Source organism: Kitasatospora sp. CM 4170 (genome assembly GCF_032110285.1).
In the GTDB taxonomy this organism is placed as follows: Bacteria; Actinomycetota; Actinomycetes; order Streptomycetales; family Streptomycetaceae; genus Kitasatospora; species Kitasatospora aburaviensis.
On sequence record NZ_CP134877.1, the window covers coordinates 8183095 to 8195688 of the forward strand.

Annotated in this window: 14 protein-coding genes and 1 pseudogene; 7 read left to right on the forward strand and 8 right to left on the reverse strand. The window is 74.2% G+C overall.

Going from position 1 to position 12594, the window contains the following annotated elements; translation table 11 throughout:
• Nucleotides 1–55 precede the first annotated feature (55 nt).
• From RMN57_RS34070 to RMN57_RS34080, 3 genes are read left to right on the forward strand one after another with little or no spacing between them, the layout of a single operon-like run.
• Nucleotides 56–556 carry a hypothetical protein gene (locus RMN57_RS34070; protein ID WP_313767149.1) on the forward strand — a complete coding sequence of 167 codons (501 nt, stop codon included), beginning with the start codon at nt 56–58 and terminating at the stop codon, nt 554–556.
• Nucleotides 557–561: 5 nt separating this feature from the next.
• The gene (locus tag RMN57_RS34075) at nt 562–885 is read left to right on the forward strand and encodes a PRC-barrel domain containing protein (RefSeq protein WP_313767150.1); all 324 of its coding nucleotides are present in this window, start codon (nt 562–564) and stop codon (nt 883–885) included.
• A gap of 7 nt (nt 886–892) precedes the next feature.
• A complete protein-coding gene (locus RMN57_RS34080; RefSeq protein WP_313767151.1) occupies nt 893–1546 on the forward strand; it encodes a type 1 glutamine amidotransferase domain-containing protein in 654 nt (217 codons plus the stop codon).
• Between the two features lie 78 nt (nt 1547–1624).
• Here RMN57_RS34080 and RMN57_RS34085 read toward each other — a convergent pair whose 3' ends face one another.
• From RMN57_RS34085 to RMN57_RS34105, 5 genes and pseudogenes are all read right to left on the reverse strand, one after another.
• Nucleotides 1625–2476: a DNA ligase gene (locus tag RMN57_RS34085; RefSeq protein ID WP_313768056.1), complete on the reverse strand. Its 852-nt coding sequence runs from the start codon at nt 2474–2476 to the stop codon at nt 1625–1627.
• Nucleotides 2477–2674: 198 nt separating this feature from the next.
• Nucleotides 2675–3553: pseudogene (gene ligD, locus RMN57_RS34090) on the reverse strand (non-homologous end-joining DNA ligase); the annotation flags it as partial.
• A 287-nt stretch (nt 3554–3840) separates the two neighbouring features.
• Nucleotides 3841–4170 carry an MmcQ/YjbR family DNA-binding protein gene (locus RMN57_RS34095; RefSeq protein WP_313767152.1) on the reverse strand — a complete coding sequence of 110 codons (330 nt, stop codon included), beginning with the start codon at nt 4168–4170 and terminating at the stop codon, nt 3841–3843.
• A 169-nt stretch (nt 4171–4339) separates the two neighbouring features.
• Nucleotides 4340–4783, reverse strand: coding sequence for a VOC family protein (locus RMN57_RS34100; protein WP_313767153.1), 444 nt, complete (start codon nt 4781–4783; stop codon nt 4340–4342).
• Between the two features lie 73 nt (nt 4784–4856).
• Nucleotides 4857–5750 (reverse strand): helix-turn-helix domain-containing protein, encoded by an 894-nt coding sequence (locus RMN57_RS34105; protein ID WP_313767154.1) that lies wholly within the window; start codon nt 5748–5750, stop codon nt 4857–4859.
• Between the two features lie 206 nt (nt 5751–5956).
• Here RMN57_RS34105 and RMN57_RS34110 point away from each other — a divergent pair, with 206 nt between their 5' ends.
• Nucleotides 5957–6391 carry a CBS domain-containing protein gene (locus RMN57_RS34110; protein WP_313767155.1) on the forward strand — a complete coding sequence of 145 codons (435 nt, stop codon included), beginning with the start codon at nt 5957–5959 and terminating at the stop codon, nt 6389–6391.
• A 114-nt stretch (nt 6392–6505) separates the two neighbouring features.
• Here RMN57_RS34110 and RMN57_RS34115 read toward each other — a convergent pair whose 3' ends face one another.
• On the reverse strand, nt 6506–8380 hold the full coding sequence (locus RMN57_RS34115) for a glycoside hydrolase family 15 protein (protein WP_313767156.1): 1875 nt from the start codon (nt 8378–8380) through the stop codon (nt 6506–6508).
• Between the two features lie 503 nt (nt 8381–8883).
• Here RMN57_RS34115 and RMN57_RS34120 point away from each other — a divergent pair.
• A complete protein-coding gene (locus tag RMN57_RS34120; protein WP_313767157.1) occupies nt 8884–9354 on the forward strand; it encodes a peptidoglycan-binding domain-containing protein in 471 nt (156 codons plus the stop codon).
• A gap of 147 nt (nt 9355–9501) precedes the next feature.
• Nucleotides 9502–9855, forward strand: coding sequence for a VOC family protein (locus RMN57_RS34125; protein ID WP_313767158.1), 354 nt, complete (start codon nt 9502–9504; stop codon nt 9853–9855).
• Between the two features lie 35 nt (nt 9856–9890).
• Here RMN57_RS34125 and RMN57_RS34130 read toward each other — a convergent pair whose 3' ends face one another.
• Nucleotides 9891–10691, reverse strand: a complete 801-nt coding sequence (locus RMN57_RS34130; RefSeq protein WP_313767159.1) for a TetR/AcrR family transcriptional regulator C-terminal domain-containing protein — start codon at nt 10689–10691, stop codon at nt 9891–9893.
• Nucleotides 10692–10839: 148 nt separating this feature from the next.
• Here RMN57_RS34130 and RMN57_RS34135 point away from each other — a divergent pair, with 148 nt between their 5' ends.
• A complete protein-coding gene (locus RMN57_RS34135) occupies nt 10840–11493 on the forward strand; it encodes a DUF4386 domain-containing protein (protein ID WP_313768057.1) in 654 nt (217 codons plus the stop codon).
• 168 nt (nt 11494–11661) lie between these two features.
• On the opposite strand, the gene RMN57_RS34140 is transcribed toward RMN57_RS34135, so the two are convergent.
• A complete protein-coding gene (locus tag RMN57_RS34140; protein WP_313767160.1) occupies nt 11662–12048 on the reverse strand; it encodes a transglycosylase family protein in 387 nt (128 codons plus the stop codon).
• Between the last annotated feature and the right edge of the window lie 546 nt (nt 12049–12594).

The window sequence follows — 12594 nt, forward strand, 5'->3', positions numbered from 1 at the left end:
GGGCATTCGCCCGGATGCGAGAACGACGTCACCGGACGTGTCGGAGGTGACCGAGATGGACGGACCCGCATTGAGCGGTCGGGAGCGACGGCTCCTGGAGGAGATCGAGTGCGATCTGCGCCAGGACACCAAGCTGGACCGGCGGTTGAGCACCATGGGGGCCAAACGGCCGAGTCGGGTCCGGACCGCGCTGCAGGGTGCGGCGCGCAAGGTCCCGCCCGGGGTGCTGATGACCGCGCTGGTGATGTCGGCGATCTGCCTCAGCATCGGCGTGCGCGCTCCGACCACGGCGGCGGTGGCCACCGTCGCGATCGTCTGGGCGGCCAGCGTGGGCATCGCGTTCGGCGTCGCGGTGCTGCTGCGCCGTCGTCGTCCGGAGGCCGAGGGCGGCTCCGCCGGGGGCGCTCCCGGCGAGGGCGGTCGCACGGACGGCACCGGCCGTACGGGCGGGGGCTGGTGGACACGCCTCGACCGGCGTGACCGCAGCGACCGCGGCGACGGCCGTGACCGCCAGGACCCGCCGGAGCGCAGGCCCTGGGACCGGCCGGAGGCGTGAGTGCCATGACCACCGAACTGTGGGAGTACCGACCGGGCTCCCACCACGCCGCCGACCTGAACCTGGTCGGCTACGAGGTGGAGGCGACCGACGGCCCGCTGGGCCGGGTCGAACAGGACGCCGGTGACCACCTGGTGGTCGACGCCGGTCCGTGGGTGCGGGGCACCCGGCTGCTCGTCCCGGTGGGCCTGGTGGCACGGATCGACCACCTGGAGCTGGTGGTCCACCTGGACTGCCCGCGGGCCCGCGTCCGCTCCGCCCCGCCGCCGGCCGCCGTCGAACTCACCGAGCACGGCCGCTCCGTCCTGGCCGACCACTACGCGAGGTGAGCGCGCGATGGCGCCGCTGCTCACGCTGATCGGCCGGTCCGTCGCCTTCCTGGTGGCACCGAAGGGCGCCGAACAGGTCGAGCTGACCACCCCGTGGCAGGCGGTGGCGGAGGCCGGCGGCACGCCTCGGCTGGTCTCGACGCGGGCCGGGCTCGTCCAGGCGTTCAAGCACCTGGAACGGGCCGACACCTTTCCGGTGGACGACGTCGTCGGCGACGCGGACCCGGCCCACTACGACGCCCTGGTCCTGCCGGGCGGCGTCGCCAACCCGGACCACCTGCGGATGGATGGCGGGGCCGTCGGCTTCGTCCGCGCCCTCTGCGAGGCGGGCCGACCGGTCGCGGTGATCTGCCACGGCGCCTGGACGCTCGTCGAGGCGGACGTGGTGCGCGGCCGCACCCTCACCTCCTGGCCGAGCATCCGCACCGACCTGGTCAACGCCGGTGCCCGGTGGGTGGACGAGGAGGTGCACGTGTGCCGGGACGGCCCGGGAGTCCTGGTCTCCAGCCGCAAGCCCGCCGACCTCCCCGCCTTCGTGGACACCTTCGTCACCGAGTTCACCCACGCCCGCGCCTCCGGCGTGACGCCGCCGTGGCCCACCGCGCACGCGCCCGACCCCTCGCGCCACGCGCCGGGCAAGGGGGCCGGGCGGGCGGCGTGAGGAGCCGGGTGCGGGCGTCCTGCGGGTGCTGAATGCCCTGTCCTTGAAAGGGAGTCGGCGTGCGCCGCTCCTGCCGCGTCAGTCCCCGCGCAACCGCACGAAGGTCGCCGTCGGCGGCCGCCCGGTGACGGTGACCTCCGCCCGCAACGGCGCGGTGAGCGGGCGGACGCTGCCGTGCTCGGGGTCGCGGACCGTCCTGCCGAGCCGGCCGTGCACCGCCTCGGCGACCCGCCCGGCCTGCACGGGCGTCAGCCGCGGCGAGGAGAGCAGGACCCGCCCGTCGTCCAGCTCCAGCACCAGCGCCTCCGGCCGGGCGGCAGAGCCCACCACGGCGCGGACGGTCGCGTCGAGGGTGTCGCTGCGGCGGTACTTCACCCAGACCCGTCCGGCGCCGCGCGGGCGGTAGGTGGAGCCGGCCGCCTTGCAGACCAGGCCCTCGACGCCGGTGTCGGCCAGCTGCTCCATCCAGGTCAGCGCCTCGACCCGGTCGGTGGTGGCCATCACCGGCTGGATCGGCGGCGGTACGTCGGCGAGCGCCGCCAGCAGCAGCCGCCTCCGGTCGGCGAGCGGCAGCCTGCGGACGTCCCGGCCGGGCAGCGCCAGCACGTCGAAGGCGATCAGACCGAGCGCCGTGGACTCGGCGGCGCGGGCCTGCCGGGTGCGAAGCAGCTCCTCGAAGGCGAACCGCCCCTCGCGCCAGGCGACCAGTTCCGCGTCCAGCACCAACCCGGCGGGCAGCCGCGCGACGGCGGCCGCGATCGGCGGGAACTCGGCGGCGAGGTCCCGGCCGGACCGCGACTGCAGGTACGGCGGCCGCTCGCCGCGGGCGAAGGCCACGCAGCGGAAGCCGTCCAGCTTCAGCTCGTACAGCACACCGGACCCGTCGAGCCCGTCCGTCGGCGGCACCGCCGTGACGGCGGCCGGGCGCATCACCTCGACGGGCGGATCCAGCACCAGCGGCGTGCGGGTGCGCGGGGGCGGCTGTCGGGCGGGGGCGGGTGCGGAGCCCGCTTCGGTCGGCGGTGCGGCGGCGGGAGCAGCAGTGGCGGCGGCAGAGACAGCAGCAGCAGCGACGGCGGGTTCGGGGGAGGGCGCCTGCTCGTGGGCCCGGCCCGGCTTGGCGGGGCCGGGGAGCGGGCGGGCGCGGTCCGGGTCGAGCAGCGGGGCGAGCAGATCGCCCAACTCGGCCACCCGGCCCGGCACCTCGGCCAGGGTGAACACCAGGTCCTCCTCCGTCCGAGCCTGCTCCAGCTCCGCCCACGACACCGGGGTCGACACGGTCGGCCGGGGCCGGGCCCGGAGGGTGTACGGCGCGGCGGTGGTCTTCTTGGCCGAGTTCTGCGACCAGTCCACGAACACCCGGCCGGCGCGGCGGGCCTTCGCCATGGTGTGCACCACCAGGTCCGGGTGTGCCGCCTCCAGCGAGGCCGCCAGCGCCTTGGCGTACGCGGAGACCCGACTGCTCGGCGTCGGCTCGACCGGAACCAGCAGGTGCAGCCCCTTGGAACCGGAGGTCTTCACCCAGCAGTCGAGCCCGTCCGCCGTCAGCCGCTCGCGCAGCAGGCCGGCCACCGTCCGGCAGGTCAGCACCGAGGCGCCCTCGCCCGGGTCGAGGTCCAGTACCAGCCGGTCCGCCAGGCCGGGGGCGGCCGCGTGCCACTGCGGCACGTGCAGCTCCAGGCACCCCAGGTTGGCCGCCCAGAGCAGCGCCGCGCCGTCGTCCAGCACCACCTGCCGGAGATCCCCGCTGCTGCTCGGCACCTCCACCGTCCGCACCCAGCGCGGCGTTCCGGCGGGCGGGTTCTTGGCGATGAACACCTCACCCTCCACCCCGTCCGGACAGCGCAGGAAGGAGACCGGACGGTCGTGCAGGTGCGGCAGCAGCGCGGTGTGCACGGCCGCGTAGTACCGGAGCACCTCGCCCTTGGGCGTGCCGGTGCGCGGGTAGTACACCTTGTCGAGGTGCGAGAGCGCGAGGGTGCGCCCGTCCACCACCATCTGCGGCATGGGCGCCTCCGAGGTGCGGGGCCGGGCTGCGCGGGCCCACGGGTGCCGGCCTGCGGGTGGCCGACTCCGGCCGTCCGTGGCCGGTCGTCGCCGGCCCGGTCGCGAGCCCGGCCGCCCCAGCGCGCCTGAACGCACCTGAGCTCACCCGAGCTCACCTGAGCTCGTCGGGCCCGCGCAGCCAGTCTGCCCGTGCACCGGCTGCGGCGCGAGCAGTGCCCGGGCCGTCCGGACCGGCCGCGCGGGCGGGGGCGTCGCCGGGAGCGTTCCGGTGGGGCGTGCTCCCGGCGTCAGCCGGTCACCAGGGCGTGGGCGTCGGCGACCAGGTCCTCGACCCGGGCCCAGTCGACCGGCTCCACGTCCAGACGGACGCCGACCCAGCCGCGGTGGCCGACGTACGGGGGACGGAAGAAGCGGCTCGGGTCCTCCGCGACCAGTGCCTCCTGGGCCCCGGCCGGTGCGGGGCACCAGAAGGCGAGCCGGTCGTCGTGGTGGTGGTCGGCGAGCATGGTGAACACCCGTGCCCGCCGGCCCGCGCCGCCGAACCAGGTCGGCTCCCCGTGGCTCTCCCGTTCCTCCACCGCCGGCAGCGCCAGGCAGATCGCCCGCAGCCGCTCCACCGGGTCGCTCCCGGCCGCCCGGCCCGCGCGGACCGCTCTGCCCCCGCGGGACGGTTGCCGCCCGGAAGGACGACCGGGCCCCGGCCGCTCACCGACCGGCCGCGCATCGGCCGGCGGCGCATCGCCCGGCGCCGCAGCGCCGGCCCGGGTCTGCCGGGACATCACGGCCTCAGCCGGCCGCGGGGCGCGGCGAGCCCGGGTAGGTGCCGAAGTACCAGCGGTTGCCCTCGGGATCGGCGGCCGCGAAGTCCCGCGAACCGTAGTCGGTCTTGTGCAGCGCCGTGGTGATCCGGGCCCCGGCGGCCACCGCGCGTGCGTGTACCGCGTCCGGGTCGGCGGTGACCACGTACGCCGTGAAGCCTCCCGGCCGGCCCGGCCAGCTGTCGCCGCCCTCGGGGTCGGGCCGGTCGGAGCCGAGCATCACGCCGCCGCCCTCCGGCCAGGCGAGCTCGGCGTGCGCGACGAACTCGCCCTCGCCGTAGGCGACCACCTCCTGGAAGCCGAAGGCGTCGGCCAGGAAGCGGATCAGGGCGCGGGCGTCACGGGCACGCAGGCTGGGCCAGACCTGGGGCGGGGGAGTCCTGGTGTCCGAAGCGGGAACGGTGGCGTCCATGGCGAACTCCTTCTGAGTGGGGCGCGGGCCCGGGGCTGTTCCGGTCTGCCCGGCCGGTGCGGCCGAGCGGCTGTCACGGCTCCCACTCTGGCGCCGGCCCGCCCGCCCCGCCTTGGACGTTTCGGAACTTCGCGGCGTCCGCCCCCTCCGCCGCCAGCCAGGCACTCGGCGCGCACCCGGCCAGGGCGCGGAACTCGCGGGCCAGGTGCGCCTGGTCGAAGTAGCCGCAGCGGACGGCCAGCTCCGCCAAGCGGGGTACCGGTCCGGGAGCGCCGAGCAGATGCCGGGCGCGGTCGAACCGGATCACCCGGGCGGCGGCCTTCGGAGTCAGCCCCGTCTCGCGCCGGAACCGGTCCTGCAGGTGCCGACTGCTCCAGCCGGTCTCCCGCGCCAGCGCCGCCACCGGCAGCGCCCCGTTGCTGCGCCGCAGTGCCTGCCACGCCCGGAGCACCTCCGCCGGCACCTGCCCCGACGGGCGCGCCGCCCGCAGGAGGGCACCGTCCAGCGCGGCGAAGCGCGCCGGCCAGTCCGCGGCGTCCAGGAGCCGCTCCTGCCAGCGCCGACCCTCCGCCCCGAGCACCGCCTCGGCGGGAACGTCCAGGCCGGCCAGTTCGCCGGCCGGCAGGCCGAACAGCGCCCGGGCGGCCAGCGGATGCACCGCGATCTGGACACCCGACTGCCGGCCGTCGTGGGTGATCAGTGCGGGCCGGGTGTGCAGCCCGCCGAGCAGGGTGGCGTAGCTGTCGCCCGGCTGGGCCGGATCCGGGTGCTCGGCGACGGTGAGCGGTTCGTCCAGGGTGAGGATGAAGGTCAGGTACGGCGACGGCAGCCCGCGGTGGACGGCGGGCTCGATCCCGCGCTGGCGGTAGCCCGAGTACCAGGCCACGTAGGGGCGCAGGGCCGCGGCGGGCCGCGCCCGCACGGCCTCGTCGACGGCATCGACGGCATCGGCGAGGTTCCGCGTCACGCCCCCAGTATCGGCCGCCGCCGCGCCGCGGGCACGGGTGGCGGCGCCGCCACCGGCGCGACCGGCGGCCCGCGCGCCTCCGTTCACGGCCTGCCCGCCTCCCCTCGGAGCCCCGGGTCCGCGGCTCGCGGGAGCCGGAACTGTTGCTTATGGTGATCGCACCGGAACGACCCGGTACTCGGGGGCAGACCTGACAAGGAGTCCCAGTGACCACTGCCCGAGACATCATGCACACCGGTGCCCAGTGCATCCGCGCCGACCAGACTCTCGCCGAAGCCGCCATGATGATGCGCGACATGAACGTCGGCGCGCTCCCGATCTGCGGCGACGACCAGAAGCTGAAGGGCATCATCACCGACCGCGACATCGTCGTCCGATGTATCGCCGAGGGCAAGAACCCGGCCGACATGATGGCGATGGACATGGCCGGCCACCTCCACTGCGTCCGCGCCGAGGACAGCATGGACACGGTGCTCAAGAAGATGGAACAGCACCAGATCCGCCGCATCCCGGTGATCGACGGCGACCGGCTGGTCGGCATGATCAGCGAGGCCGACCTCGCCATGGGCCACCGCAACGGCCAGCGCCTGACGGACCAGCAGATCATCGAGTTCATGGACAGCGTCTACATGATGCGGTGACGTCCCGGTGATGCGGTGATCGGTCCGCCTCGGGCCGCCGCCCCGGTGTGCCCCCGTCGCTGCGCCGTGCAGCGGCGGGGGCGCCCGCCGTTCCGGCGCCGGCCCGGCAGCGGGTCAGCCGAGTGCGCGGTCGAGGTTGAATGCCGCGCTGATCAGCGAGAGGTGGGTGAAGGCCTGCGGGAAGTTGCCGAGTTGCTCGCCGGTGAGGCCGATCTCCTCGGCGAACAGGCCGAGGTGGTTGGCGTAGGTCAGCATCTTCTCGAAGGCGAGCCGGGCCTCCTCCAGACGGCCCGCGCGGGCCAGCGCCTCGACGTACCAGAAGGAGCAGATCGAGAAGGTGCCCTCGTCGCCCCGCAGTCCGTCCGGACTGGCCGCCGGGTCGTAGCGGTGGACCAGCGAGTCGGTGACCAGCTCCGTGCCGAGCGCGTCCAGGGTGGAGAGCCACTTGGGGTCGGTCGGAGCGATGAACTTGGCCATCGGCATCATCAGCAGGGAGGCGTCGAGCACGTCGTCGTCCAGCCCCTGGACGAACGCCCCGCGATCGGCGGACCAGCCGCGGGTCATGATCTGCCGGTAGATCGCGTCGCGGGCCTGCCGCCAGCGGGGCAGGTCGGCGGGCAGGCCCCGCCGGTTCGCCATCCGGATCGCCCGCTCCACGGCCACCCAGCACATCAGCCGGGAGTAGACGAAGTTCCGCCGGCCCGCCCTGGTCTCCCAGACGCCCTCGTCGGGCTGGTCCCAGTGGTCGCAGAGCCAGTCCACGACCGCGCCCAGCTCGTCCCAGTCGCCGCTGCTGATCGGCCGCCCCCACTTGTCGTACAGGTAGACGGAGTCGATCAGCGCGCCGTAGATGTCCAGCTGGAGCTGTCCCGTGGCGGCGTTCCCCACCCGGACGGGAGCTGATCCGAGGTACCCCTCGAAGTGCGGAAGATCGTACTCGGGCAGCTCGGTGCGCCCGTCGATGCCGTACATGATCTGCAGCGGGCCGTCCGGCCCGATCGAGCCGGACGGGCCGGACGGGTCGACCGGGCCGGAGCAGTGCAGGACTTCCGCGCGTTCGAAGAGGAAGCGGATGAACGCCTCGGCCTCCGAGGTGAACCCGAGCCGCAGCATGGCGTAGAGGCAGAAGGCGGCGTCGCGGACCCACACGTAGCGGTAGTCCCAGTTGCGCTCGCCGCCGATCCGCTCGGGCAGGCTGGTCGTGGGTGCGGCGACGATGCCGCCGGTGGGCGCGTAGGTGAGCAGTTTCAGCACCAGCGCGGACCGGTGCACCATCTCCCGCCAGCGTCCGCGGTAGCGCGACTGGGCCAGCCAGTGGCGCCAGAACCGGACCGTCGCCTCGAACTGCGCCTGCGCCTCCGCGTCGGGGCACGCGCGCGGGCGGACGTCGCCGTCCACCACGTCGAGGGCGAAGACGGCGGACTCGCCTTCGAGAAGCTTGAAGTGCGCCTGCACGTCCGTGCCGTCGCACTCGATCGGCACGGTCGAGGTCAGCGCCAGCGTCAGCGCCGGCGTGTGGAACACCGCCTGGCCGCCCTCCTGCCGCACGGTGTGGCGCTCGGCGCCGTAGCCGAAGCGGGGCGCGACGGCGGCCCGGAACGGGAGGGTTCCCCGGACGCAGATCACCCGCCGGATCATCCGGTGCCGGTCCTCCTCGCGCGATTCCTCGGCCACCGGCATGAAGTCCTGGATCTCGGCCACGCCGTCCGCGGCGAAGAACCGGGTGATGAGGACGTTCGTGTCGGGGAAGTAGAACTGCCGGGTACGGGCCGGCACGTCGGCGGCCAGTGCGAAGGACCCGCCCTTGTCGGCGTCCAGGATGGACGCGAACACGCTGGGTGCGTCGAACCGCGGGCAGCAGTACCAGTCGATGGTCCCGTCGGTGGAGACGAGCGCGGCGGTCCGGAGGTCGCCGATCAGCCCGTGCTCGGAGATCGGGGTGTAGCGGGGGCTGTGCAGCCTCCCGCGGGCGGCCTCGTCGGGTGCCATGACGGCCTCCTCACACAGCAGCAGCGAGGGACAACCGGGCAGGACGTCCCTTCATGGTAGATCGCCCACCGGGGGTGCCGCGCTGTCGGCGGCGCGGCGCCCCCGGTGGGCGTCCGAGTGGTCACACCGGGTTGCCGGTTGCCGGGCGCCGCGCCTCGCGCCGGGTCGTCCGGCGACCGGCGTGCGCAGGCATGCCGATCGGGAGTGTGCCGACGCCGCCTCGCCCGCCCGCCGCTCGGGCCGGCAGGGCGCGCGGTGCCCGCCCGGGTCACCCAGGTGGTGCGGAAGTACTGCCGTGCGTACCCGGCATGACGTCCCATCGGCTGATGGTGCGTCTCCGATTCTTCTGGGACGGCTCCCAAAGCCCTGGTCGGCGCGACGGCGGCAAGTGGAGACGTCTCAGGGGGCGCTCGGGCGTGCAGCCGGGCATGCGGGTGTCCCACAGTGGACGGCGGCTTCGCAGACGGAGCCTTGTCGACAGTTGAATGAGTGGGGAGATGGACATGCGCGTCATGAAGAGGACGGCCGCCGTGGCCCTGTCGGCCGCACTGCTCGCGGGTGCGGGCGTGCTGGCCGCGACGAACGCGTCGGCCGCCACGGTGTACGGCTGCCAGCGGTACCAGAGCTACCAGTCGGCCGGCGGCTACTCCGGCTACTTCGCCTCGTACGGCCACTACGACGGCAACACCACCGTCCCGGTCGGCGGCGCCTTCAGCTACGCGGCCCTTGAGGCCCAGTGCGCCCTCAGGAGCCTGGGCTACGGCGTCACGGCCGACGGCTACTACGGCCCGAAGACCCAGTCCGCGGTCGCCGGGTTCCAGTCCGCGCACGGGCTGTCTCCGGACGGCTTCGTGGGCCCGAGCACCTGGCCGGCGCTGCGCTACTACGCGGCCGACCAGCGGGCCGGTTGCGGCGTCGTGGCCGCGGGCGCCGCGCCGAAGGCCTCCGTGGCGGCCGTCCCGATGGGCTGCTGACACCGATCGCCGCGCGCGCGGCGGACTCCTGACGGGGCGGCGGGTGCTCGGACGAGCGGCCGCCGCCCCTGTGGGTCCGCGAGGGAGCAGGGGCGGGCGATGGTGTGGTGCCGGGCCCCGTTCCCCCCGTCCTGGCAGGATGGCGGCATGGAACGTGTGCTTGGAATCGGTGGGTACTTCCTGCGGGCCGCCGACCCGGAGGCCCTGGGCGCGTGGTACCGCGACTGCCTCGGTCTGGACTTCGACGAGTACGGCCTGTGGCGGCAGGAGGCCGGGCCGACGGTGTTCGCGACGTTCGAATCCGGGACCGACTACTTCGGCTCCCGCGCCCAGCAGACCATGCTCAACTTCCGGGTCCGCGACCTGGAGGCGATGCTCGCGCAGTTGCGCGCCAAGGGGGCGGACGTCGCCGAGGAGACGCAGGACATGGAGGGCGTCGGCCGGTTCGGCTGGGTCACCGACCCCGCGGGCAACCGGATCGAGCTCTGGCAGCCCGTCTGACCGTCGAACCTAGCCGCCGGACGTAGCCGCCGGGCCTAGCCGCCGGCCGGTGCCGCCGACGGGCCGCCCCGGTGGGCGGATGACGTCCAACCCCGCCGGTGGAGGCGGTCGATGCCGTCGAGGAGGAGGTCGAGGGCGAACTCGAACTCGAACTGGTCGTCGCAGCCGCCGCTGATCACCGAGCCGTCGGTGTGCACGGCGGAGGCGGCGATCTCGGCGATGTACGGGTAGCGGGCGGCGAGTTCGGCGGCCTGCGCGGCCGCCTCCGGTGCCGTCTGCCCGGCAGGGGTCCCGCCGGGCGGGGAGGCGTCGAACAACTCCTGGGAGAAGCCCAGGACGCGGCCGCCGAGGGCGTGCATCGCATGGTGCGTCAGGTCGGCGGAGAGGCCGCCGGATCGGAACGTACCGATCACCGAGTCGAGGTGGTCGAGCATCGCGGGCGTCGGTGCCGGCAGCGACTCGATCACCCGCGGCGCCCAGGGGTGGTGGCGCAGCACCCGGCGGGCGGACAGCACGCGCTGCCGGACCACGTCCTTCCAATCTGCGCCCGGGGCCGGCGGGTCGATCTCGCCGACGACGGCGTCGACCATGCCGGCCAGGAGCTCCTCCTTGTTGGCGACGTGCTTGTAGAGCGCCATCGGCACCACCCCCAGCTCCTGGGCGAGTTTGCGCATGCTGAGCGCCTCGACGCCGGCGCTTCCGCCGACCGCACCGTCACCGCCCGCACCTCCGCTGCCGCCCGCTCCGCCGCCGGCGCCCGAGCCGTCGGCGAGCGCCACGGCGGCGCGCAGCACGCGCTCCCTGCTCAGCGGGGTACGGCGCGTCCCCTCGGCCATCTCCACTCCTCCCGTCACCGACGACTTGACGAGTGTACGGCGTACGCCTACCTTGTGCGAGGTGTACGCCGTACACCTCAGTTTGGGGCGGAGAGAGGGGATTCCGGTGGAGGGGTCTGCGGACAGGAAGACGGCAGTGGTCACGGGCGTGCTGTTCCTCGTGACCGAAGTAGCCGCGATAGCAGGGATGTTGCTGTACGGGCCGGTGCTCGACGGCGCCGCGTACGTCGCCGGGCGCGGTGCGGACGGGCGCGTGGTGGCGGGGGCGCTGTGCGAGGTGGTGCTGCTCCTCGCGGTGGTCGGCACCGGGGTCGCGCTCTACCCGGTGCTGCGGCGGCACCAGGAGGCGGTGGCGCTCGCGTACGTCTGCGGCCGGCTACTGGAGGCGGCGGTGATCGCCGTCGGGATCGTGAGCCTGCTGGCCGTCGTCACGCTGCGGAAGGACGTCGGCGGCGCGGCGGCCGACGTCGCAGAGGCGTTGGTCGCCCTGCACGACTGGACCTTCCTGCTCGGGCCGAACGTGGTGCTCGGCGCCAACTCGCTGGCGCTCGCCTGGCTGATGTACCGCTCGCGGCTGGTGCCGCGGGCCGTCGCGCTGCTGGGGCTGGTGGGCGGCTCGCTGATCTGCGCCTCGGCGGTGGCGGTGCTGTTCGGGCTCTACCCGCAGGTGTCCACGGCCGGGTCGCTGGCGGCACTGCCGGTGTTCGCCTGGGAGGTCACCCTGGCGATCCGGCTCATCGTGCGGGGCTTCGACCCGTCCTCGGTGCGGGGCGCGGCGGTCGGCCGGCCGGTGCTCGGCTGATCGGGCTCGGGTCGGCCCGGTCTGACCTCTGCGCGTCGGCGTTCGGGTTCCGGGTCGGGGATGCCGCGACGCCGCTGCTCCTGGGCCCGGTGTGGTGGTCGGGTGGGGTGCAGCGGCGTTGTCGGGGTGGCCCTGGGGGCGGTGTGGTGGTTTCCGGGGCCGGGGGTGTTACTTGGTGAGGCCGGCCTTGACGGAGCAGACGGGCCAGGCGCCGGGGCCCTGGGAGGCGAGGACCTTTTCGCCGATGGCGATCTGCTGGGCCTTGGTGGCCTGGTGGGCCTGGGGGGCGTAGGCGGTGCCGCCGAAGGCGGCCCAGGTGCTGGAGGTGAACTGGAGGCCGCCGTAGAAGCCGTTGCCGGAGTTGATGGCCCAGTTGCCGGTGGCTTCGCACTGGGCGACCTTGTCCCAGACGGAGGCGGGGGCGGCGGAGGCGGCGTTGGCCGTGACGAGGCCGGCCACGGGCAGGGCGGTGAGGGCCCCGGCCATGAGTGCCATGCGGACGCGGTTGCGGCGCTTGGTGGCGGTGGTGGCGGTGGTCTCGTTACGGAAGGTCATGGGTTTCCTTTCGGAAGGGGGGTGTGCGGGCGTGCGGAACCAGGTCCCCTTTTGGGGGGTTGGTTTCGGGGGTGTGTGGCTCGCGTGGTCGGGCACCGTGTCGTCCCGGTGGGCCTGGGGGCCTTGGTGGGGCGGTTTGTTCGGTGCAACGGGTTCGAAGTTACGGGGGTGGGTGGGGGGTTTCAAGGATTCTGAGGTTTGGGCTGGTCGGGGGGTGGTTACCTGAGGTATCGATCAAGGAATTGTGCCGTTTTGAAGGCAAATGTCCCGTTTTTCAAGATCGAACCTGGCCTGGGAGTGGTCCGCGCCACACGGGTGTGGCTGTGAGGCCGGGCACATGGTCGACGCCGTGTGACGTCCCGGCGTCGGGCCGTGCGTGAACGGGCGGGGGTGGACCCGTCCGGGGGTGGCCCGCACCACAGCCCTCACCCGTCGTGGCCCGAACCGTCACCGGGCGTGCCCGGCATAGCCTCGGGCCATGACCTACGAGAGCGATGCAGGGGCCGTCGGGGACGCCGAAGGGCCGGAGGCGGCGGCCGCACCGGC